This window comes from Pseudoalteromonas sp. BMB (assembly GCF_001709235.1).
GTDB classification, from domain to species: Bacteria; Pseudomonadota; Gammaproteobacteria; order Enterobacterales; family Alteromonadaceae; genus Pseudoalteromonas; species Pseudoalteromonas maricaloris.
In genome coordinates this window covers 84,396-105,213 of sequence record NZ_MBQA01000193.1, presented here as the reverse complement: position 1 = coordinate 105,213, position 20,818 = coordinate 84,396, and the positions used below count along the sequence as shown (strand labels likewise).

Genomic DNA, 20,818 nt, shown 5'->3' with positions numbered 1-20,818 from the left:
CCTTGCTAAAACGTAGGTTTATTTGATTACAATAAAGAGTATTGAGCATGAATATATTCATAACAGGCGCAACAGGATTAATTGGTAAAAAGTTATGCCAATTTTTAGTACACAAACATAATCTGATTGTATTGACCCGTTCGCCTTCAAAAGCTGCAAACCTATTACCAAGTGGGGTTAATTGCGTCACCGATACCGATGATGTCGACTTTAATGAGCTTGATGCGGTCATTAATCTTGCGGGTGAACCAATCGCCAATGGCCGGTGGAGCAAAGAGAAAAAACAAGAGATCTACAATAGCCGGATAAAAATCACTGAGCAAATCGTTGCAGCGATAAATACTGCGACGTCAACGCCCAAGGTGTTTATTTCAGGTAGTGCAATAGGTTTTTATGGACGCCAACCGGATAACTTGACCATCACTGAAGATTTCAAGGATTACCATGATGAATTCTCTCATAGGCTGTGCAAAGATTGGGAAGATACCGCCTTTAGAGCCGAGTCAAGCCATACTAGAGTCTGCATCTTAAGAACAGGCATTGTGCTTTCAAAATCTGGGGGCGCTTTGGCAAAGATGTTGCCACCCTTTCAATTTGGCGTTGGCGGTCCGATTGGTTCAGGAAGACAAATAATGTCTTGGATCCATATCGACGATATGATTCAGGCGATACTGTATATCCTTAAACATGACGAGATCTGCGGCGTTGTTAATGCTACAGCCCCTAACCCGGTATCAAATAAGAAATTTTCTCAAGCCTTAGCACGCGCTATCTCACGCCCTTGCCTATTTACCGTACCACCGTTTGTCCTCAAATTGGCATATGGTGAAATGTCAGAATTGCTATTGTACGGCCAATGCGTCGTACCAAAAAAACTTCTCGATGCAGGTTATCGATTCCGCCACGATCACATTGAAGGTGCCTTGAGCGCGCTTAACTTATAACTTTTGTGCAATACCTTCTTCTGGCGCTATATAGAGCTTTTCTCGCGTTAAGACTTTGTCCAGATAATGTTTGGTTTCATCATAAGGTAAACTTTTGTCTAGCGCCGCTAGTACGTTTTCTGGTGAGAGTGAATTAATGATCTTTGCCGCTTTTGTGATTGATCTTGAGTCATCAGCATTAAACACACGGGCAACATTGCCAGCTCCCGTATTGTAAGCCGCAATGATGCAATACTTACGACTAATTGGATTCTGTATTTTACTCAGGTAGCGTTTATCGAGAATATTCAGGTAAGCGGTCCCGGCTTCAATATTATTGTCCGTCACATATAAATAAGGCGCCGACATCGGTTCATCGCGATTGTACAACATACGATTCACATCAACACCCGCACTCGTCGGTACTATCTGCATCAAACCAAACGCAGGAATATGTGACTTTGCCATTGGGTTAAAGTGGCTTTCGGTATGCATAACCGCAAAAATTAAACTTGGCTCAATGTCAAAGCGCTTCGCTTGTGCATTCACTTGGCTAACATAACGTTCTGCTCGATGCTTGGAAAGTTCAGTCTGTTTGGGTAGCTTAAGCACGATTTCAGATACGACTGTTGCTTCACTTTTACCGGTATTACTTGCAGTTTCTAATAGCTTTTTAAGACGTTTTTGCTTTAACAGTTCAAGCTTTTTCTGTTGCGCTTGTTGTTGGGCCTCTGCTAATTTTGTATCTTCGCCGTCAATGATGGCCTCATCTGTCTGGCGCTCTATATAACGTTGCTGTTGTTCAAATTGGCTATCTATTTGCTTTTTCGCTACGATCAACGCTTTTGCACGAGCAGCGTTATCCACTTCACGTTGTTTTGTTGTTTCACTTTGGTTTACCGCGAGCGTATCAGCATTAAATACATCAATTACTGCACGGTCTTTCGCGATAAATTCTTTATATAGGGCTTGAAGTTGAGCCTGCGATACCTTTTCATCTGCCGCATGCCTAATGCTTACAACCAGCTCATTGGCTTCAAAGTCGACAACCATTCTGGATGATAAATCATCACTGTAGGTGACAAATGCGGCTTGATCAGAAACAGTTATATCTCCCCACTGTTGGATCACGTTATCACGAAAGGCATCGTACTCTTCAAAATGCTCTTCGACATAATCAGCAAACTCACTTAATTGTTGGCGTTTATATTGCTCAAACTCGCTCAGCTCTTCATCACTAGGCTCGGAGGTTTGCCAACGTGACATTTTCTCTGACAGCTCTTCAAAAAGCTGGGCTTGACTCGCCACTGCACTTGGAATGGCACTTAACGCCATGACTAAAAATGAGTATACCGATTTGCGCATAGAGCGTTCCTTTCAAAAAATTAAAGCGTGAAACTCACGCTTTAATTAGTTAGCCTTGCAATTTCCTTCTCAAGATCTTTTTCTGCTTTGTAAGCTTTAAATTCTTGATATAAAAACTTTTCATCCTGAGGGTTTACACTGCGCTTACTTTCTTTGATCAAATCTTTGAAAAGCTCTTTAGTCTGATCAGGTGATAACGTCGTCAATGCACAGAAATAGTCTTTACCAGAAATATCGATAACATCGGCCTTAACGATACGAGAGCCATTTAATGTTTGTTTAGTAAGTTGTTTGGATACAGAGCTAAAGGTTGCGCCTACCGTTGTGTCATCGTTTGCATCTGTACGGTTCGCGAATGTCTTATCAAGGCCTTCGATGCGTGTTTCAATCTGTTGAGCAAGAGCAAGACGTGCATTTGCAACCGCCATTTTTTGATCGATTGAAATATTGCCCGAGTATTTCACACAATCTGCTGCAGCTATACCATCTTCGATTGTTGGATTGAGAACCCATTCTGGAATATTAACTCTTGGACTTGAAGCCGCATCGTCTTTACTTGAACTACAAGCCGATAGTATCCCTATGACGGCCACTGATATAAGTAGTTGTTTTGCTTTCATGTTGGGTTCCTTAATTGCCCTGATTACGGAATAAAATTTATCAAAAAAATCATTGATTAACAGTAATAAATTGTAAAAACGATTTTTAACAATTTAGCACTTTCAATTCAATTTTTTACTATTTAATTTATTGTTATATGATTGAACACAACAACACTGCCATTATAAGAACAAGTATGCAAGGAATGCGATTCCAAATTGATTTATATAACTTCATGATAAAACTCTTGATCTTTACAAGTTGCTTGATGCTGAGCGGCTGTAACTTGACCCCTAAAGCTAACAAGCAGGCCATAGAATACGCGGAGCAAGGAGATTTTATCTCAGCCCAACAGCGTATTGACTATGCCTATAAAAACTCATCTCGTGACGAGCTATTGTATTATCTTGAATCAGGTATGTTAGCGCATTTACAACACCATTATGAATTAAGTAATCAACACCTTTCTCACGCAAAGGAAATCATTGAAGCCGCCTACACTGTCAGCATCAGCGACCAGCTTTTTTCTACTTTTACTGGCGCAAGTTACAAAAAATATACTGGCCGCGCTTTTCATAAACCCATGGTCCATACATTAATGGCGCTTAATTATGTGTCGTTGGCAAACGCCTCGAAGGTAAACCGTGTTGCTTTGTATGACTCTGCACTGACAGAAATGCGCCAACTGGACTTATATCTCTCTCAATTACAGCAACAAACAGGAGGCTATGTAAGTCAACAAAAAGCTGTAAGTGATGTTGAACAAATTTTTAAGGCTATTTTTAATCAACCATTTATCAGCGGTGAACTTGAGTATAAAGACGATGCGTTTGCACAGTATTTAAGTGGCGTTTTATATGAGCAACAAGGCGAGCTAGATAGTGCTCGGATCCAATATGAGCGAGCGGTGAGCGCATACAAAAATGGCTTTAGTAAACAATACAAACTAGGTCAATATGCAGGTCAACAAGCACAGCAAGATCTCAACAGAATGGTTGCAGACAAGGAAGAAAACTACTTCACATTAGTTCAAAGCTTAGGTGTATCACCGCAGCGCAAAGAGTTTAACCTTTATCTTAGACCTGATGAAGAGGCACAAGCGATAGTGATTACGCCGATTTATTGGGGGACACAAGAAGAACGCCAAGCCCAGTTCGCATGGTTTAATTTAATGTTTGCTGATACCAGTTTGTTTGATCTCATTCAAAACTATGCAACAGGTGACTTTAGTGATGTTGTCTTAGGCACTGTCACAAAACGCTTACCTCTCGGTGATAAATTATGGCAAAAAGCCGTAGACGAAGGGGTGATTGATGCACTCAAGTATGGCAGTAGGATCTCCGTTACTTACTTACAACCTCATAAAAACGATATCCAACATGTTGCGCTTTTCGCTAACGGACAAAAACTTACAGAATTACACCCCTTTTATTCGGTAAACTTACTCACACTGTATGACGCGCTAGGTAATGCCAATATGGAAATTTACACCGCTATTTCTCGAGAAGTGTTAAAAGCAGTCACAGCAAGTAAAGCAATAAAGCAAGTTGGCATCCAGCAGAACTCGCTGTTGGCAGGGCTTGCTCAGCTAACATCATCTGTCACCAACGCCATTACAGCAGCGGCAGATACTAGACAGTGGCAATCTTTACCAAGTGAAATTAGAGTGGCTCGAGTGAAATTACCCGAAAATACCACTCACCTGCAATTGCAAACCCAATTAAGGACTGGCAGAGTGATTGAACAGGATATACCGCTGAATCAAACAGCAGCGTTGCTTAGCCACATTCGCACCTTCACCGGTGTAGCTGAACCAGAAAAAAAAATTATTTATCATCTTTAACTAACATGGACTGAATACATGAAGCCTAAATTTGCAGTTAAATTAGTTGTCCCAATGCTCATCGCGTCTAGCGCAGCGATGACGGGTTGTTCTTCAACAACCAAAGTGAGTCGCGTGGACACCAATGAAGAAATAGCGCTTTCAGATAAATGGAATGCCAAAGACTCTCAGTTAGTTGCTGAAGCAATGATAAGCGATATGCTCGGCTTCCCTTGGGTACGTGAACACCGTGCCAAAGAAGGCACTCGACCTGCTATCATTATCCAATCTGTTCGTAACAAGTCGCATCAGCATATTGCAGTTGACACCTTTTTGAATGACCTCAAGCGCGCCATATTGCGAAGCGGGCAAGCTGACTTCGTCGCAAACCGCTATGTACGAGATGAAATTCGTGAGGAAAGACGAGACCAAGAGCTTAATTCAAGCCTCGAAACTCGTAATGAGATCGGCCAAGAGCAAGGTGCTGATTATGCACTATCCGGCACGATTAACTCATTTGTTGATGAACAAGGTGGTAGTCGAGTCACTTTTTACCAAGTAGATCTTCGATTAATAGACATGACGACTAACCGAGAGGTGTGGAATGGACAGAAGAAAATTCAAAAACTTCAAGAGCGCAGCGGGTATGGTTTCTAAACGTCTAGCGTTACCTCTATGTATTCTCCTTAGTTTATCTGCCTGTCAGTCTACCAAGCAGGCTGTTGCAAAGGAAGAAAGCTTACCCACTTGGGCTACGCAGCAACCGAGTTCCGATTATCTAGTGTATGGCGTTGGTTCAGCGAGTCATATTGTAAATAGGACGGAAGCCAAACTTGCCGCCCAAGAAGCAGCTAGATTGGCGATTGCCAAACAGTTAAATGTGGAAATTGAAGGAACGACACAAGTTGCTCAAAGTCAGGCTAATGGCGATTTTTCGTATCGAGTGGATGAGATTTTATTTTCTCGAGTTCCAAGCATACAATTACAGGGGATCAATATTGAGCAGGAGTTTTACTCCTCGGAGCAAAAAACGGCCTATGCCCTTGCCTCATTTAACAAGATTGAGTCGAGGATGCACGCTGAGCTTGATATTAGACAACTTGACGAAGAGATCAGTAACGCGACTATTTCAGCACTAACCAATTCAGAAAAATTAAAAGAAGCGATGGCAATTAAGCGACTAATCGCCAAAAGACGCAAAGCAAACGAATATCACAGGCAATTAGGTGGTGGCAGCATTGCCATACCAACCTCTGTGAGCAACAAAAACAAAATGCTGAATGATTTTATTCAGTCATTAACGTTTAGTATTTCATCAAAGTTTTGGGGACAGGAGTCTATCCGCAACCAGTTAGCCGAAAGCTTGACTAAGCAAGGTCTTACTGTTGTGGGTGAAAAACAAAGTGCAGACTTTCAAATTGACTTTCGCGTAGATTTCGAAGACGTAAAGAAAAACAGCACTTATTATGTTTTTGCCAACTCGAGTTTAACACTCATGGAAAACGATAAAGAAAAGGCGCATGTTTCTGCACAAATAAAAGCAGCGTCTAGTTTTGAGAACATGGCTAAGTCTAATGCTGAAGAAAAGTCAGCAAAAATGCTAAGCAAAAAGCTGACGATGTTAATCATTGATAGCAAAATCTAAAGTAAGGCCCTTTAATAGGGCCTTACTTATCCCTTCCTAGAATGATTTCACCACTTTAACGCTGCTATCTGCAGCTCCCGAAGACACAAACCCAATTAGGTTAGGGTTACTCGCAACGAGTTTAAGTACCTCAGCATCATCGGCGGCTTCTTTTGGTGGCGTCCCTTTTCCAGTAAATACTAATTTTGACCAATAAGCTTTAAGCTGGCTTGATGACTTATTAAGTACCTTTTCATTAAACTCATCGGTTACCGTCGAGCCATCAGCCTGTGTTATCGGGAGTGCTTTAGAGCCATCGGAGAATGACTTTGATTTACCAATAAAAATTTGCTTAATTTCGTTCTCATCCAGTGTAGAAGTATTGGCAGGATTGACAATGACATCCACGGCTAGGCAACTAAAAGCGCTGCAAAGTAGAGTAAGTAAAAATAATTTTTTCATGCTTCTCTCCTTAAAATACCATGTCGATGCCAATTGTAATGGCTTTACTATCACCTGCGACCGCTAAACCAACGGAGTTATCCTCTACCTCATCATACTGGATCTTGAAAGCGGCGGAGGAATGGAAGTCCCAACGTACTCCAAACGAAGTGGTTTCATGGCTTTCGGCATCGTCGCCCTCGCCTTCAAAATCTGCGTAAGATACGAATGGCGTGATATTGTCAAAGCGATAGCCCAGTGTCAGCATCTTAGTGTCTAAATTGCCGTCTAAGTCCAGCCGATTTAGCTCAGATAAAATAAAGAAATTTCCCCAGTCTGCATTTACTGCTAAACCATAAAACTTACCATCTCGCTCATCACTCCCCTCCCATAAGACAGGCTCTCCAGAGCGATACCGCTGATTGGTGTAACGCATGTGGGTTAAACGCACTTCAAGCCAATCATTACTGGTTTGAATTACGCCGCCTAGGATGTCTTTCCAGATTTCTCTAGTTGGCTCTTGAAAGAAAAACTCGCTCAACAGCTTATTGTCATCATCGTCTTCTTTACCAGCGTAAATATTCCCGCTTAATGACCAGTCGCCTATACTGCCGCTGTAGAGCATATTAATGCCATTATAATTAAAGATTTGCCAGGTGTAGTTGTCCGCGGGTGCACGCATCCAAATATAGGCGTAACCCACATCATAAAAGTCGGAATAATAAAATAGCGGTAAGCGCTTTTTACCTGCTTGGAAAGTCCAATTCTCATTAATCTCATAGGACAAATAAGCCCACTCGAACTTTGCATCAAAATCGTCTGCGCCGCGCGCAACAATTTGACCAGTAACGCTTAAACCTTCGGTTAGATCAGCACTAAATTGAAGGCCCATCAATGTTTCAGGTTCAAATGAGATATCCTCGTCGTAAACACTGACGATAGGATAATCGGCGAGAAATATTGGATCGTTTATTCCGAATTGTGGAACACCACTTCCGCTCAGCACCTTACCAGCATTGATACTTGCAAATCCGGAAAAGTTAACCTCTGCATGCCCTGAAAAACAGGCAAGGCAAAGGGTACAACCTAAAGCTAGTTTCATCTTCATTGTGATTCATCCCAATTGCTTGTTCTACAAGTACTACATTGCAAGTATAGTTAAATTTAAAAAAATGCTAGCAAAAGCAGCAAATTGATAAAAATATTTGCAGAAAAAGGGATGAAATAGGAACAAAAAAGCAGCTTACGCTGCTTTTTAACAATTAAGATTCGTCGTTATAATAACGTTCAATTTGGTCCTTCAAGTTAGGCGGTACCCCTTTAATCGTAAGTGTATCAGTCGCAGCATCATAAATAACCCGCTCACCCAAATGCTTACGTTCAAAGCCAACGCTTACTCCACCGCCAAGCCCAGAAAATTTCACCATACTCGTGACTGTCTTTTTATCGACAGGAAAGCTTTCTTCCAGCTCATAGCCCTGCTCTTTATAAAAGTCTTCAAACTTTACGTCTGAAGACTTAGAAAGCGTCTCGGACAGTGTATTAACATCTGCGTCCTCGCCGCTTGAAACACAGTCGTTACAGTAATCAAAAATTTCCTTGCGGATGTCGTCTTTTTCAGACTTTTCAAATTGCTGTGTAGACAAATAATCCTCAACCGCGTGTAACATAGTTTGCGACTGCTGCTTTGGATCGATCCCCTCTTCACAACCAAGAAAATCTAAAAAGAAATCAGCAACTTTTCGACCAGCACGCCCCTTAATGAAGGAAATATAACGGTTTTCTTCTGCGGCCGTATCCCAAGCATCTAAATCGATTCTAGCAGCCAATTGCATACGTGAAATATCTAAGTGTTTTGCTGCGGATAAGTCTAAGTCTGAGGTAATTGTGTAATGTTCTTTAATATTAATCAGTGCAATCATAATAAAATTGCTGGCAACATACTGATAATGACAAAACACTAAATACCCAGTTTCATGAAATGCATATTTATTAAGCTCTTCTTTAAGCACATTGGTTGCTTCTTGGGTTAAATTCCAAAAGTTAAGCTCATTATTTCTATAACTCTGCATCGCAGACGCGACCACACTGCTTTTTTCGCCGCTAAAAGCACAGAACCCTTTACCCGGTTTGCCATTGTAGGCATGATGCAATTGTTCAATGAAAACATTAACTTTGTCATTGATTTGCATTTCATCGTCACGTAGATGTATTTCGGTATCTTCGTCTTGTTTGTCTACATAGTGAACAACTAGTTTTTTTACCTCAACGCTCATCTTTGTTTTTCACGCCTCTAATGTTAAAATGTAAAAATTATTGCTTTTATAAATTGAACCAACTGATGCCTATCCAATCAAAGTATTCCAATAAACAAGTAGAAGAAATTGTTGACCAATTAGTTAATGTATTAAGCTCGCAAAACGCACCAGTTGATCTCAGCTTAATGTGTTTGGGTAATTCTATCACGCACATTCTAAAAGAACATGTTCCAGAGAGTAAGAGACAATCTGTTGCCGAAAATTTTGCCAAAGCACTTACACAATCAGTAAAGTAACGGAATGAATCTTACACCGCACAGCCCTTTTTCATCAAAAGCAAGTCAATTACTCAGCTGGGGACACTGGTTTACCTTTGCTAACATTGGCTTGGTTTTATTGATTAGCTCAGTTTATTTGTTCGCCGACAAAGCGCCAAGTACCTTTGTCGGTTGGTTTTATATGCTGATCACGTGGATAAGCCATACCAGCTTTATCACTTTTTGTGCGTTTGTATTAACTATCTTTCCGCTTAGTTTAATATTCCCTTACCCGCGACATATTCGCGGGATGGCTGCAATTATTGCCTCGGTTGGTATTGTTGTACTAACAGTGGATGCCTTTGTTTACCTACAACTTGGCTACCATATAAACCCAGCTTCGCTTTCCGATATTTTTGTTTTATTGTGGGAAACCTTAGTTGGATCATCCCTAGTTAATCTCATCATTACCATTGCAATGCTTGGACTGGTGCTCACTTTTGAACTACTCGCAGGCAATTATGCTTGGCGTCATTTGGCCGAGCTTAAATCCTATAAATTCCCACGCTATGCTACTGGCACCATTGTTACCTGCTTTGCGCTCAGTCACAGCCTGCATATTTGGGCTGATGCGAATGCCTTTTTCGATATCACTAAGCAAGATAATGTATTACCTCTATCTTATCCAACAACCGCAAAGAGCTTACTTGCCAGACATGATTTACTTGATATCGAGCAGTATGAAGAAGCACACTCACTAAGCATTGGTGATACGCATTCAAAATACAAAGCCCCTGTAATTTCGGCCGTATGCAAAGAAAAGAAAGATACCACAGAGCAACCTATCAACGTTTATGCTTACACAGATGAGGCACTGTTCCAGAAAACAGCAACAGCACTTCAGAGCAACGGTAAAAATAACGTGTTCCGATTGGATTCTGTTTTACGCGCAGGAAATAGCAGCGATGCGCTATTCAGCCTAATATACGGTCTACCGAGTTATTATAAAGAGTCTGTCCTGCTACAGCAGCAAGTTCCGGTATGGTCAATTAATAATGACTTAATGAGTGTTAATGCTAACGGCGAGTTCTCTTTTGTACCCTCTCATCAAGCAAGTAAATTAACTGTCATTGAAGTAAGTAACGAAATTAACATTGATAGTTCAAAGCCGTTCGTGGCAATTGATATTAGTGCACAGCAAGCGACGGTATTAACCAGTTCTGCGGTAACGAACATTGAGCTTTTTGCTCAGGCTTCTGGTCTTGTGCAGCCCAATGACATCACCTACACCCTGTTAAGCTCTTATCTAGGCTGCGATCCCCTTGCTCAGCAAAGTATGCTGGCATCGAACATTAAAACTCGCTCTCATGCAGAAGGCGTCAACTTTACGCAAGGTGTCTTAGTTGCCTTCAAAAAAGACAAAATCACCTTAGTCAATCAAGATGGTAGCTTCAAGCAGATGTCAGCAAAGGAAGGCTTTGTGTTAAACGGCAATCTAGATATTCCATTTTTAATACAAAGTATTAAGACATTAAAAAAATTCACGGCCCCTGAAGCGCAATAACCTTGAACAAAGTGGGATGTCATCTATGGTTAAGTAGATATTAACTGTTACAGCAAGGATGCCACATGCAATTATATCTAAAGCTACTCGTACTGATTTTTGTCTCTACTCATTGTTTCGCCACAACAACGGTAAAATACTTTAAATGCACGACCGACAGAGGCATCGTTTTTAGCCAATTTCCCTGCTCGGCCAATGCGACCCAGCATACGATAACCACATCCGATCCTAAAGCCTCGGCTCCCTCAGAGCAGCACTATAAAACGTTAAACAATTTGGAACGTAACCAAATTGCGAAAAGGACAAAGCGTGCGCTCAGAGCCAAACACCATGAAAAAGCCGTGCTCAATCGCAAAAGAGATACCGCGGTTAGAGAGCAACAGGATAAATTAACTAAGCTGATGAATGAAGACAGGCGCAAAAAGGTCGTCAGGCAAGTTAAAAAAGAAATAAAGGCCATTAATAAGGCACATGCTAAAGCGATTAAAAGCCTAGAGAAAGAGATTTCAAAATTAGAAAAGCAACTCAAAGAATATGAGTGACATAGCCGACCAATTACATTGATTGCTTTTTAAAAATCTCCCTTAGTCAATGAGTATTCGCTATAGTTATGCTAATACCTTAACTGGTATTACCAGATGACTTTTCGCACATTACCTTGTAAAGTGAAACCACTCCGCGTGGATAATTTATGAGGGATGTAGATGCAAGCACAGCAGTTAGCAGAGCGAATTTTATCAGGTTTCCAAAATCACTATCACGCATTTGTAAAAATTACCAAACTGGCTCCCATCGCTTTTGCTGCTCAAAATTGGGGAGAGATAGAACGAATAAGTAAAGCGAGGATCAGCCAATACGATAGCAAAGTTGATGAAACCGCACAGAAGTTAATACAACTCTATGGCTCGACGCAACTGGATGAATCGCTATGGTATCAAGTAAAACAGGCTTACCTTGAGCGTCTTACCTTTCACCCTCAACCCGAGCTTGCTGAAACTTTCTATAATTCAGTTTTTTGTCGCCTCTTTCACCGTCGATATTACAATAGCGATTTCATTTTTGTTGAAACCCAGCTTGCTAACGCCACATCACTCCCTGTAGAAGCTGAGTATCGAAGTTATTTTCCAGTCGTCAATGGCCTCAAGCCCACCATCAAAAGAATCATTGAACACATTGACTTCCATTGTGAATTTGAAGATTTAGATAGAGATATTCGACTACTCGTTAAGGCGTTTCTTAAGCAAGCACCTAACACGCATCATCAGGCGCACTTAATGCGCTTCGATATCCTCAGCGCACCATTCTATCGTAATAAAGGTGCCTATATTGTCGGCCGAGTGGTATCTAAATCTGGTGTACAGCCGTTTATCATTTCAGTGTTACATGCACAAACAGGAGGCTTACTGATTGATGCGCTGCTTACCAATAGCTCACAAATGCGGGTGATTTTTGGTTTTGCACGTGCTTACTTTTTAGTAGAGACCCATGCCCCATCTGCGCTAGTTAAGTTTTTAAATCAACTTATGCCAAATAAAACAAAGGCTGAGCTTTATAACGCCATCGGCTTTCATAAGCAGGGGAAAACCGAATTTTATCGTGAGTTTTTACACCACTTAGCTAATTCCGAAGAACAATTTGAAGTCGCACCAGGTACACCGGGTATGGTGATGATGGTATTCACTCTGCCAAGCTTTCCCTATGTTTTTAAAGTGATCCGTGACCAATTTCCAGAAAGTAAGCCATTTACAAAAACAACCGTTTTAGAGCGCTACCAACTCGTAAAACGTCACGATCGCGTAGGTAGAATGGCAGATACGATTGAATATTCCGATGTGGTGATCCCACTTGCACGTATTTCTCCAGCCCTTTATCAGCTATTGCTGGGTTCTATCTCTCAAAGTATACGTATTGAGGGGGACAATATGGTAATAAAGCACTTGTATATAGAGCGCCGCATGACACCGCTCAATCTCTTTGTACAGCAAGCCGATGAAGAAACGTGCGAGCAAGTCATTAGAGATTACGGCTATGCGCTCAAAGAAATGCTCGCTGTAAACATTTTTCCAGGAGACATGCTGTTAAAAAACTTTGGCGTAAGTAAACATCATAGAGTTATCTTCTATGACTATGATGAGGTGCAATATCTCACAGAAATGAACTTTAGAGCGCTGCCAAAACAAGGACTTGATAATATGTACGACTCTGGCGATATTTCCAGTGCACCACAAGACGTCTTTCCTGAACAGTTGTGTACATTTGTTCTGACAAATCCTACACTAAAGGAAATGTTTCTGCGCCATCATGCTGATTTGGCTGAGGTGTTGTTTTGGCAGCAAGCACAACGAGATATTCGTGAGAAAGTCGTAAGACATATTTACCCTTATCCACATAAAAATCGCTTTCTCCAAGATGCCAAAAAAGAAGAATAATACAAAGGAAAACTGAGTGAATATTAGTAAAATTGACCTTAACCTGCTGGTTTACCTCGATACCTTACTTCGAGAGTGCAATGTAACACGTGCCGCAAATCAATTAAGTATTACCCAACCGGCAATGAGTAACGGTCTTAAGCGTCTCAGAAACCTCTTTAATGACCCTATTTTAGTACGTACCAGCGAAGGCATGGTGCCAACAGAGCGCGCGCTTGAGCTGCAGCCTGTGATCCGTGGCATACTCATGACTTTGGAAGAAACCTTAGCCCCTAACAGGGAGTTTGAAGCAGCGAGTAGTAATCGAGTATTTAGGATTATGGCCAGCGACTATGCTGCAAGTACGCTTGCGCCGAAACTTCTAACTAAACTTCATGAAGAAGCTCCAGATACGACCCTTGATATTCTCACGCCGAGTGATGTTACTTTTCATGATGTAGAAAATGGCAAGGTAGACATGGCAATTAACCGCTTCGAAAATCTACCGCAATCGTTTCATCACAAACGAATTTGGAAGGATAGTTTTTGCTGTCTGGTGAAATCCGATAACCCGGTTATTACCAACTTTACGCTTGATGCCTATTTAAAATCTCGCCATATTTGGGTAAGTAAAACCGGATTTGGTGTTGGGGTAGGAATGGATCCCGCTGATGTACAGAAGCTTGGCTGGGTTGACGAGGCACTTGCACACTTTGGAAAACACAGAAACATCGCAACTTTTACACGTAATTATCACGTTGCAATTCATTTAGCAAAAGAGCAGAACTTAATCGCAACATTGCCGTCAAAAGCCGCGAATATCTATCGTGATGATCCGACCTTAGCGGTTCTGGAACCGCCATTCCCTATTCCGCCGTTTGAGTTAGATATGATTTGGAGCCCGCTATTACACCGCGATGCGAGCCACATTTGGTTGAGACAAAAAATTGCTGAGGTAGCTGAAGAGCTAGCATAGCGATATAACTAAGCTTTGCTTTGGTGCGCTTTTTGAAATTGGTATCGCCAGCTAATTGAACTATCCTTTTATCTATATGCATAAAAGGTGCAATAGAGCATGGCGAAATTCTCTTATAGAGCAACGGTTGATAGTAAAGAGAAACTTATCCACGCAGCCGCATACGGGGAATGCGTGGAAGCCAATATTATTGAAATGTACAAAAATTTAGGGCTTGCACTTAAATCGAATCAGCTAAAAAGTTTAGTTATCGACGTCTCTCAATTACATATCACCTACGACTATCCAAGCGTGCTAACCGTTTTACAAAAACTCAATCAATTTGTCGATGGGATTACTCTTGCCCGAGTAATCTCCCCCTTAGACACCAAAAGTGGATTAATTGAAGCATTTGCTGACAAGCACGGCTTAACGATTAAGAACTTCGAGAACTACAACGACGCAGTGGCTTGGGTACATACTGTAAATTCAAAAATTAATTAAGAATATTCAGAACAAAGTCATGATATCAGTGATATTATTTGCCGTTGGTCGTTACAAATGGCCAACCATAAGCAATTTGTGAACAACCTTTATTTCATAATAGGGAACTATGGAACACTATATCTCAACGTTCATTTTTTTCTTTGCGGTCATCGACCCCATTGGCACTATACCAGTATTTATCGCAACCACCACTGGCTTTGATATTGCGACGAAACGAAAAATAGCGGTTAAAGCCACACTGGTTGCAGCCATTGTGTTGCTGTTTTTTATTATTGCGGGCGAAATCATTTTAAACGCGATTGGTATTCCCCTACCTGCATTCGCGATTGCCGGAGGCATCGTACTGTTCATCTTTGCCATGACAATGATTTTTGGCGAGGGTAAGCCAAGTGAAGAGATTAAGTTAGACAGTAAAGCATCCGACACCGCTATTTTCCCTTTGGCAATGCCTTCTATCGCAAGCCCAGGGGCAATGTTGGCAGCCGTTTTGCTGACTAAAAACAGCGAAAACAATGTATTTGAACAACTCCAAACCTCGATTATTATGCTCAGCGTATTGGCTATCGTGTTGCTATTTTTACTGGTTGCGACAAAAATTCACCAATGGATTGGTGATAGTGGCGCTAGTATCGTCAGCCGAGTAATGGGACTTATTTTAGCTTCAGTCGCAGTGTCTAGTGTATTGGCGGGTATTAAAGAATATTTTATGTTGTAATAGAGAGTAAGAGAGGGTTAGCCCTCTCTTTCGATGTCATTGTTTCAAAATAAATTTCTTCACCGCTTTATTATGTTCAGTCAGTGTTTTCGAAAAGTGATGCCCACCATCTCCTGACGCAACAAAGTAAAAGTATTCGGTTATTGCTGGATTAAGTGCCGCATGAATAGCAGCACGAGACGGCATTGCAATGGGTGTCGGTGGCAAACCATCAATTCGATAAGTGTTATATGGCGTCTTTTCACGGATATCTTCACGTTTAATGTCACCATCAAAGTGCTCACCAATACCATAAATAATGGTTGGATCTGTCTGTAAACGCATACCTTTACGTAAGCGATTGATAAAAACGGAGGCTACTTTATCTCTTTCTGCAACTACGCCCGTTTCTTTCTCAATAATCGAAGCCAAGATCAAGGCTTCATAAGGCGTGTTTAAAGGAAGGTCTGGCATTCTATTTTGCCATTCCTTTTCAAGCACACTCTGCATTTTGGTATGGGCACGTTTAAGTAAGCGCAGCGCTGAGTCATTTCCATGATAGTGGTAGGTATCGGGGTACAACCATCCTTCAGCTGAACTTTGCGATATATTCAGTTGTGCTGTCAGTTTATCAATGTCTTGCCTTAAGTAGGGGGCGCTGAGGAGCTTATTTTTGACTTCCCAAATGGGCATCCCTTCAATGATTGTAAAGCTAAAGTTGTGTTGATCCCCGCGACTAATTTTGCTGATGGCATCTAGCACAGTTAGCCCTTTAAGATCGTAAAAGCCCGCTTGTAACGCGAATAACTTAGGCTCTAACTTACTATAAAGTTGATAAGGAAAGCAGTTAGATAATGCCCCGCTACGCTGCCATAGATGACATAGCTGATTAAATGTTTGTCCAGCCTTTATCTCAACTAATGGCTCGGAGATATTAAGTGGTTCAAATTTAACCTTATTTATTTGCTGAGATAACCACCATGACGCTGCTGCTATCAAAAATGCGACGATGATAAACAGTTTTTTCATTTATATTACTTCCCTAAAAATCGCCTTTTCAATTCATGTAAGTCGGCGATATCGAAATGTTTATTCTCAATTCTTACTACAGGTACTAACTGCATTAAACTATTACAAATAAATACACCATCAGCTGCTTTTAACTCGTCAAAAGCAATATTTTTGACTCTAATATCGTGCTTACTTTCAAGTGCGCTTAAAAACACCCCTTTAATGCCTGATCCACTAAGATCTGGTGTATACAGCGTGTTGTCTTTAATCATGATGATATTTGCCGCTGACGCTTCAATCACCCTATCATTGATGTCCGTCACAATGACATCGTCGCAAACCAATGTCAGTGCATCTTGTTTAATAAGTACTTGTTCTAATCGATTCAGTGTCTTTAATCCAGCGAGTAACGGCTGAATACCCAGTTTAACTCGGCTTAATGCGACCTCAATCCCATTCTGCTGCCAAGTTGTATAGTGTGAAGGAAAAGGTAAGACCTGAATACTCACACTCGGCTGAGGTGTCTCAGGAGCTTGGTAACCACGGCCTCCTTCCCCTCGAGTGATAAGGATCTTTAGCACCGCTTCCGCTTTATCTTTAACTTGCTCTTGAACCAAAAACTCGATTTTGCTTAGTCGTAGCTCAGGAAAGCCCAAGCGCTGCTGACATTCCACCAGTCGATTTCTATGAAGTGGCCACAAATCAACATTTCCATCACGGACTAACGCGGTGGTAAAGAAGCCATCGCCATAGGCCAATCCTCTGTCAGTGTTAGAAAAAAGCTGTTGATTATCCACATCACTTTCCTTTTTAAGGGTATCAAAAACATAAAAAAACTCGGCAATGCCGAGCTTTTTTATCATAACCTACTTTGCTATAAGATTACTAAGGCTGATCTACACCTTTTTAAATAGCAACGAACCGTTTGTTCCACCGAAACCAAACGAGTTACACAAAGTGTACTCTAGTTTCGCATCACGGGCAGTATGAGGCACATAATCTAAATCACAGCCTTCATCTGGGTTATCCAAGTTAATGGTCGGCGTTACTTTTTGGTCTTGCAGCGCAAGAATCGAAATAATTGATTCAACTGAGCCCGCAGCACCAAGTAAGTGACCCATCATTGATTTAGACGAGCTCACCATCACATTTTTTGCCGCAGAACCAAATACCGACTTAACAGCATGCGTCTCTGCAACGTCACCCGCTGGAGTAGAAGTGCCGTGTGCGTTGATATAGCCAACCTGCTCTGCATTGATCCCTGCATCATTCAATGCATTAACCATAGCTTGTGCAGCGCCAGCACCATTTTCTGGTGGTGATGTCATGTGATATGCATCGCCACTCATACCAAAGCCAACCAGTTCAGCGTAGATTTTCGCACCACGAGCTTTCGCATGCTCATACTCTTCCAGTACGATCACACCAGCTCCATCAGCTAGCACAAAACCATCACGGTCTTTATCCCAAGGGCGAGAAGCCGCTTGCGGATCATCGTTACGCGTAGAAAGCGCACGAGCCGCGCTAAAACCACCCATACCAATTGGGGTTGACGCTTTTTCAGCACCGCCTGCTACCATCGCATCCGCATCGCCGTACGCAATCATACGTGCCGCATGGCCAATATTATGAAGGCCAGTTGTACATGCAGTCACAATCGAAATATTTGGACCTCTCAAGCCATGCATGATGGACAAGTGACCAGAGATCATATTGATAATAGTAGAAGGAACGTAAAACGGAGAAAGCTTGCGTGGACCGCTATTTAATAGCTTAACGTGGTTTTCTTCAATTAGCGTCAAGCCACCGATACCAGAACCGATAGCTACACCAACTCTAGCGGCGTTCTGTTCGTTAACTTCAAGACCTGAGTCTTTTAAAGCCTGTACACCTGCAGCGATACCATACTGGATGAAGACATCCATTTTTTTAGCATCTTTAGGGGAAATGTACTCAGTGACATCAAAGTCGTTAACTAAACCAGCAAACTTAGTCCCGAAACCTTCTGTGTCAAAATGCGTGATATTGCGAATGCCACTACGGCCTTCTAATAAGCCCTGCCAGGTAGATGCAACATCATTACCCAGCGGCGTCAACATACCTAAGCCAGTTACTACGACTCGACGTTTAGCCACGGTGTCCTCCAAAAAGGGATTATTATAATAATTGGGGGGTCTAGAAAGAGTTAGGGCAGCGAGTGCTGCCCTAATAGAAAAGCTAGTTACTCAGCGTGAGCAGTAACGTAGTCGATAGCTGCCTGAACAGTAGTGATTTTCTCAGCTTCTTCATCAGGGATCTCTGTATCGAACTCTTCTTCTAGCGCCATTACAAGCTCAACAGTGTCTAGAGAGTCAGCACCTAAATCATCAACGAAAGACGCTTCTGATTTAACTTCTTCTTCTTTAACACCTAGTTGTTCAACAATAATTTTCTTTACGCGTTCTTGGATGTCGCTCATTCTTCTTTCCTTTATTTAAACGCTACTGCGTTAATTTTCAGATTGCGGCGCAGTTTACGACGCATCATTCTGGGATTCAAGGATTGACCCGTACTTTTTTTTCTGGTCAAACCTGTTACAAAGCTTTGGATCTTTTTATCGCCTATTTTCGCGACGATTTCAAGTACGTTGTCGACAAGATCACAAAAATTTCAATTGATTTGTGATCTTAGCGGGTTAAACCATGTACATCGCACCATTTACGTGCAAAGTTTCACCAGAAACATACGCTGCCGCATCTGATGCTAAATAAACCACAGCCGCTGCGATTTCTTCTGGCTGACCTAAACGACCTGCTGGTACATTCGCCAAAGTCGCTGCTTTTTGCTCATCAGTTAGCTCATCCGTCATATCTGTCTGAATGAAGCCCGGTGCTACAGTATTTACCGTAATACCACGAGATGCAACCTCACGCGCCAATGATTTTGTAAAACCAATTACACCAGCTTTTGCAGCAGCATAGTTAGCTTGACCCGCATTACCCATAGTGCCCACTACTGAGCCAATGTTAATGATACGGCCATTTTTCTTCTTCATCATTGGACGAAGTACCGCTTTTGATAAGCGGAAAATAGATGACAAGTTAGTATCGATGATGTCATCCCACTCTTGATCTTTCATGCGCATCAGCAAGTTATCGCGTGTGATACCAGCATTGTTTACCAACACATCAATATCACCTAAGTCTGCTTTGATTGCATCCAAAGTTGTTGCGATTGAGTCGGCATCTGTCACGTTTAGCGCATAACCTTTACCATTTTCGCCTAAATACTCAGAGATACGCTCTGCACCAGACTCACTCGTTGCAGTACCCGCAACTTTTGCACCTTGCGCCACTAAAGCGTTAGCGATTGCTTTACCAATACCACGGCTAGCACCCGTTACTAGTACTACTTTACCTTCTAAAGAAAATAAATTACTCATAATGCTCTCGTTATTATTCTGCAGCTGCAATGGCAGCTAAATCATTTACCGACACACACGACACTGAGCGGTCGATGCGTTTGACAAGACCCGAAATCACTTTACCAGGGCCGAACTCAAAAGTTGTTGTAACACCTTCTTTCGCAACCGCTTGTACAGTTTCAGTCCATCTTACTGGACTATAAAGCTGACGAATAAGCGCATCTTTTATTGCTGCTGCATCTTTTGCAACAGCAACGTCAACATTGTTGATCACATCAAACTTTGGCTCTGAAAAAGCGAGTGCTTCAAGATCTTTGGCTAATTTATCAGCCGCAGTTTTCATTAATGCGCAATGAGATGGAACGCTAACTGCAAGTGGTAATGCGCGTTTAGCTCCTGCTTCTTTACACGCTTCAGAAGCTCGATTTACGGCTTCAACGTGACCTGCAATCACCACTTGGCCTGGTGAGTTGTAGTTTACCGGCGAAACAACGTCACCCTGTGCAGATTCGGCACACACCTTGGCAATCACGTCATCATCCAAACCAATAATTGCCGCCATTGACCCGGTGCCAGCAGGAACTGCTTCTTGCATGTATAAACCACGTTTTTCAACTAACTTAACGGCATCTGCAAGGGTTAATACTTCTGCACATACCAATGCCGAGTATTCACCTAGACTATGGCCTGCTAGTGTCAGTTCAGCTTCAACACCTTTCTCTTGCCATGCTCTAAATATAGCAACGCTTGCGGTTAATAATGCCGGTTGAGTACGGTGCGTTTGGTTTAATTCTTCTTCAGGACCGTTTAGCACAAGTTCGGCTAAATCGTAGCCTAGTGCTTCTGAGGCTTCAGCGAAAGTCGCTTTAACGATATCAGAAGATGCTAATAATTCAGATAACATGCCCACGCTTTGTGAGCCCTGTCCTGGGAAAAATAATGCGATTTTTTGTGACATATTGTGCTCTTATTTTCTCTGTTGTCGC

At 41.9% G+C, this 20,818-nt stretch carries 22 protein-coding genes; 11 read left to right on the top strand and 11 right to left on the bottom strand.

Annotated elements, in window-relative coordinates:
* Positions 1-47: 47 nt before the first annotated feature.
* Positions 48-944: a TIGR01777 family oxidoreductase gene (locus BB427_RS18385; protein ID WP_069022407.1), complete on the top strand. Its 897-nt coding sequence runs from the start codon at positions 48-50 to the stop codon at positions 942-944.
* Here BB427_RS18385 and BB427_RS18380 read toward each other — a convergent pair.
* Entirely contained in the window at positions 939-2,288 is a 1,350-nt protein-coding gene (locus tag BB427_RS18380; protein ID WP_069022405.1) for a transglycosylase SLT domain-containing protein, read from the bottom strand. The two genes, BB427_RS18385 and BB427_RS18380, sit on opposite strands and share 6 nt — an antisense overlap.
* 41 nt (positions 2,289-2,329) lie before the next feature.
* A complete protein-coding gene (locus BB427_RS18375; RefSeq protein WP_017219136.1) occupies positions 2,330-2,908 on the bottom strand; it encodes an LPP20 family lipoprotein in 579 nt (192 codons plus the stop codon).
* Between the two features lie 176 nt (positions 2,909-3,084).
* Here BB427_RS18375 and BB427_RS18370 point away from each other — a divergent pair, with 176 nt between their 5' ends.
* From BB427_RS18370 to BB427_RS18360, 3 genes are read left to right on the top strand one after another with little or no spacing between them, the layout of a single operon-like run.
* Positions 3,085-4,731 carry a hypothetical protein gene (locus tag BB427_RS18370; RefSeq protein WP_254663665.1) on the top strand — a complete coding sequence of 549 codons (1,647 nt, stop codon included), beginning with the start codon at positions 3,085-3,087 and terminating at the stop codon, positions 4,729-4,731.
* Between the two features lie 18 nt (positions 4,732-4,749).
* Positions 4,750-5,367, top strand: coding sequence for a penicillin-binding protein activator LpoB (locus BB427_RS18365; RefSeq protein WP_017219134.1), 618 nt, complete (start codon positions 4,750-4,752; stop codon positions 5,365-5,367).
* Positions 5,315-6,355, top strand: coding sequence for a hypothetical protein (locus tag BB427_RS18360; RefSeq protein WP_254663664.1), 1,041 nt, complete (start codon positions 5,315-5,317; stop codon positions 6,353-6,355). The genes BB427_RS18365 and BB427_RS18360 overlap by 53 nt, the downstream gene beginning before the upstream one ends.
* A 36-nt stretch (positions 6,356-6,391) precedes the next feature.
* Here the strand turns inward: BB427_RS18360 and BB427_RS18355 are convergent, their stop codons facing one another.
* The 3 genes from BB427_RS18355 to yejK all read right to left on the bottom strand — a co-directional run bounded on the left by BB427_RS18355 (position 6,392) and on the right by yejK (position 9,051).
* On the bottom strand, positions 6,392-6,796 hold the full coding sequence (locus tag BB427_RS18355) for a phosphate ABC transporter substrate-binding protein (RefSeq protein WP_010374038.1): 405 nt from the start codon (positions 6,794-6,796) through the stop codon (positions 6,392-6,394).
* 10 nt (positions 6,797-6,806) lie between these two features.
* The gene (locus BB427_RS18350) at positions 6,807-7,883 is read right to left on the bottom strand and encodes a porin (RefSeq protein WP_010604987.1); all 1,077 of its coding nucleotides are present in this window, start codon (positions 7,881-7,883) and stop codon (positions 6,807-6,809) included.
* Between the two features lie 154 nt (positions 7,884-8,037).
* Complete coding sequence (yejK, locus tag BB427_RS18345) at positions 8,038-9,051, bottom strand: nucleoid-associated protein YejK (protein ID WP_039497545.1); 1,014 nt, start codon at positions 9,049-9,051, stop codon at positions 8,038-8,040.
* 65 nt (positions 9,052-9,116) lie between these two features.
* On the opposite strand from yejK, the gene BB427_RS18340 reads away from it, so the two are divergent.
* The 7 genes from BB427_RS18340 to BB427_RS18310 all read left to right on the top strand — a co-directional run bounded on the left by BB427_RS18340 (position 9,117) and on the right by BB427_RS18310 (position 15,439).
* Positions 9,117-9,329 (top strand): DUF1414 domain-containing protein, encoded by a 213-nt coding sequence (locus BB427_RS18340; protein WP_010374035.1) that lies wholly within the window; start codon positions 9,117-9,119, stop codon positions 9,327-9,329.
* A gap of 4 nt (positions 9,330-9,333) precedes the next feature.
* Positions 9,334-10,854, top strand: coding sequence for a DUF3413 domain-containing protein (locus BB427_RS18335; RefSeq protein WP_045989634.1), 1,521 nt, complete (start codon positions 9,334-9,336; stop codon positions 10,852-10,854).
* Between the two features lie 65 nt (positions 10,855-10,919).
* Complete coding sequence (locus BB427_RS18330) at positions 10,920-11,396, top strand: hypothetical protein (protein WP_010374033.1); 477 nt, start codon at positions 10,920-10,922, stop codon at positions 11,394-11,396.
* Between the two features lie 162 nt (positions 11,397-11,558).
* Positions 11,559-13,283 carry a bifunctional isocitrate dehydrogenase kinase/phosphatase gene (aceK, locus tag BB427_RS18325; RefSeq protein ID WP_069022401.1) on the top strand — a complete coding sequence of 575 codons (1,725 nt, stop codon included), beginning with the start codon at positions 11,559-11,561 and terminating at the stop codon, positions 13,281-13,283.
* A 16-nt stretch (positions 13,284-13,299) separates the two neighbouring features.
* Positions 13,300-14,238, top strand: a complete 939-nt coding sequence (locus tag BB427_RS18320) for a LysR family transcriptional regulator (protein ID WP_010374031.1) — start codon at positions 13,300-13,302, stop codon at positions 14,236-14,238.
* Positions 14,239-14,337: 99 nt separating this feature from the next.
* Positions 14,338-14,721, top strand: a complete 384-nt coding sequence (locus tag BB427_RS18315; RefSeq protein WP_069022399.1) for a hypothetical protein — start codon at positions 14,338-14,340, stop codon at positions 14,719-14,721.
* Between the two features lie 109 nt (positions 14,722-14,830).
* Entirely contained in the window at positions 14,831-15,439 is a 609-nt protein-coding gene (locus tag BB427_RS18310) for a MarC family protein (protein WP_069022397.1), read from the top strand.
* A 36-nt stretch (positions 15,440-15,475) separates the two neighbouring features.
* Here BB427_RS18310 and mltG read toward each other — a convergent pair whose 3' ends face one another.
* The 6 genes from mltG to fabD all read right to left on the bottom strand — a co-directional run bounded on the left by mltG (position 15,476) and on the right by fabD (position 20,790).
* Entirely contained in the window at positions 15,476-16,447 is a 972-nt protein-coding gene (mltG, locus tag BB427_RS18305) for an endolytic transglycosylase MltG (RefSeq protein ID WP_069022395.1), read from the bottom strand.
* Positions 16,448-16,452: 5 nt separating this feature from the next.
* The gene (pabC, locus tag BB427_RS18300; RefSeq protein WP_069022393.1) at positions 16,453-17,292 is read right to left on the bottom strand and encodes an aminodeoxychorismate lyase; all 840 of its coding nucleotides are present in this window, start codon (positions 17,290-17,292) and stop codon (positions 16,453-16,455) included.
* Between the two features lie 33 nt (positions 17,293-17,325).
* Positions 17,326-18,564, bottom strand: a complete 1,239-nt coding sequence (fabF, locus tag BB427_RS18295) for a beta-ketoacyl-ACP synthase II (RefSeq protein ID WP_039497526.1) — start codon at positions 18,562-18,564, stop codon at positions 17,326-17,328.
* 86 nt (positions 18,565-18,650) lie between these two features.
* Positions 18,651-18,887 carry an acyl carrier protein gene (gene acpP / locus BB427_RS18290; RefSeq protein ID WP_010374019.1) on the bottom strand — a complete coding sequence of 79 codons (237 nt, stop codon included), beginning with the start codon at positions 18,885-18,887 and terminating at the stop codon, positions 18,651-18,653.
* Between the two features lie 216 nt (positions 18,888-19,103).
* Positions 19,104-19,850, bottom strand: a complete 747-nt coding sequence (gene fabG / locus BB427_RS18285) for a 3-oxoacyl-ACP reductase FabG (protein WP_069022391.1) — start codon at positions 19,848-19,850, stop codon at positions 19,104-19,106.
* Between the two features lie 13 nt (positions 19,851-19,863).
* Positions 19,864-20,790, bottom strand: a complete 927-nt coding sequence (gene fabD / locus BB427_RS18280) for an ACP S-malonyltransferase (RefSeq protein ID WP_069022389.1) — start codon at positions 20,788-20,790, stop codon at positions 19,864-19,866.
* Positions 20,791-20,818: the final 28 nt, after the last annotated feature.

Excerpts from the sequence above, each read along its gene's own strand:
- BB427_RS18385 (WP_069022407.1), top strand. The coding sequence starts at position 48 with ATGAATATATTCATAACAGGCGCAACAGGATTAATTGGTAAAAAGTTA.
- BB427_RS18380 (WP_069022405.1), bottom strand. The coding sequence starts at position 2,288 with ATGCGCAAATCGGTATACTCATTTTTAGTCATGGCGTTAAGTGCCATT.
- BB427_RS18375 (WP_017219136.1), bottom strand. The coding sequence starts at position 2,908 with ATGAAAGCAAAACAACTACTTATATCAGTGGCCGTCATAGGGATACTA.
- BB427_RS18370 (WP_254663665.1), top strand. The coding sequence starts at position 3,085 with ATGCAAGGAATGCGATTCCAAATTGATTTATATAACTTCATGATAAAA.
- BB427_RS18365 (WP_017219134.1), top strand. The coding sequence starts at position 4,750 with ATGAAGCCTAAATTTGCAGTTAAATTAGTTGTCCCAATGCTCATCGCG.
- BB427_RS18360 (WP_254663664.1), top strand. The coding sequence starts at position 5,315 with ATGGACAGAAGAAAATTCAAAAACTTCAAGAGCGCAGCGGGTATGGTT.
- BB427_RS18355 (WP_010374038.1), bottom strand. The coding sequence starts at position 6,796 with ATGAAAAAATTATTTTTACTTACTCTACTTTGCAGCGCTTTTAGTTGC.
- BB427_RS18350 (WP_010604987.1), bottom strand. The coding sequence starts at position 7,883 with ATGAAGATGAAACTAGCTTTAGGTTGTACCCTTTGCCTTGCCTGTTTT.
- yejK (WP_039497545.1), bottom strand. The coding sequence starts at position 9,051 with ATGAGCGTTGAGGTAAAAAAACTAGTTGTTCACTATGTAGACAAACAA.
- BB427_RS18340 (WP_010374035.1), top strand. The coding sequence starts at position 9,117 with ATGCCTATCCAATCAAAGTATTCCAATAAACAAGTAGAAGAAATTGTT.
- BB427_RS18335 (WP_045989634.1), top strand. The coding sequence starts at position 9,334 with ATGAATCTTACACCGCACAGCCCTTTTTCATCAAAAGCAAGTCAATTA.
- BB427_RS18330 (WP_010374033.1), top strand. The coding sequence starts at position 10,920 with ATGCAATTATATCTAAAGCTACTCGTACTGATTTTTGTCTCTACTCAT.
- aceK (WP_069022401.1), top strand. The coding sequence starts at position 11,559 with ATGCAAGCACAGCAGTTAGCAGAGCGAATTTTATCAGGTTTCCAAAAT.
- BB427_RS18315 (WP_069022399.1), top strand. The coding sequence starts at position 14,338 with ATGGCGAAATTCTCTTATAGAGCAACGGTTGATAGTAAAGAGAAACTT.
- BB427_RS18310 (WP_069022397.1), top strand. The coding sequence starts at position 14,831 with ATGGAACACTATATCTCAACGTTCATTTTTTTCTTTGCGGTCATCGAC.
- mltG (WP_069022395.1), bottom strand. The coding sequence starts at position 16,447 with ATGAAAAAACTGTTTATCATCGTCGCATTTTTGATAGCAGCAGCGTCA.
- pabC (WP_069022393.1), bottom strand. The coding sequence starts at position 17,292 with ATGATAAAAAAGCTCGGCATTGCCGAGTTTTTTTATGTTTTTGATACC.
- acpP (WP_010374019.1), bottom strand. The coding sequence starts at position 18,887 with ATGAGCGACATCCAAGAACGCGTAAAGAAAATTATTGTTGAACAACTA.
- fabG (WP_069022391.1), bottom strand. The coding sequence starts at position 19,850 with ATGAGTAATTTATTTTCTTTAGAAGGTAAAGTAGTACTAGTAACGGGT.
- fabD (WP_069022389.1), bottom strand. The coding sequence starts at position 20,790 with ATGTCACAAAAAATCGCATTATTTTTCCCAGGACAGGGCTCACAAAGC.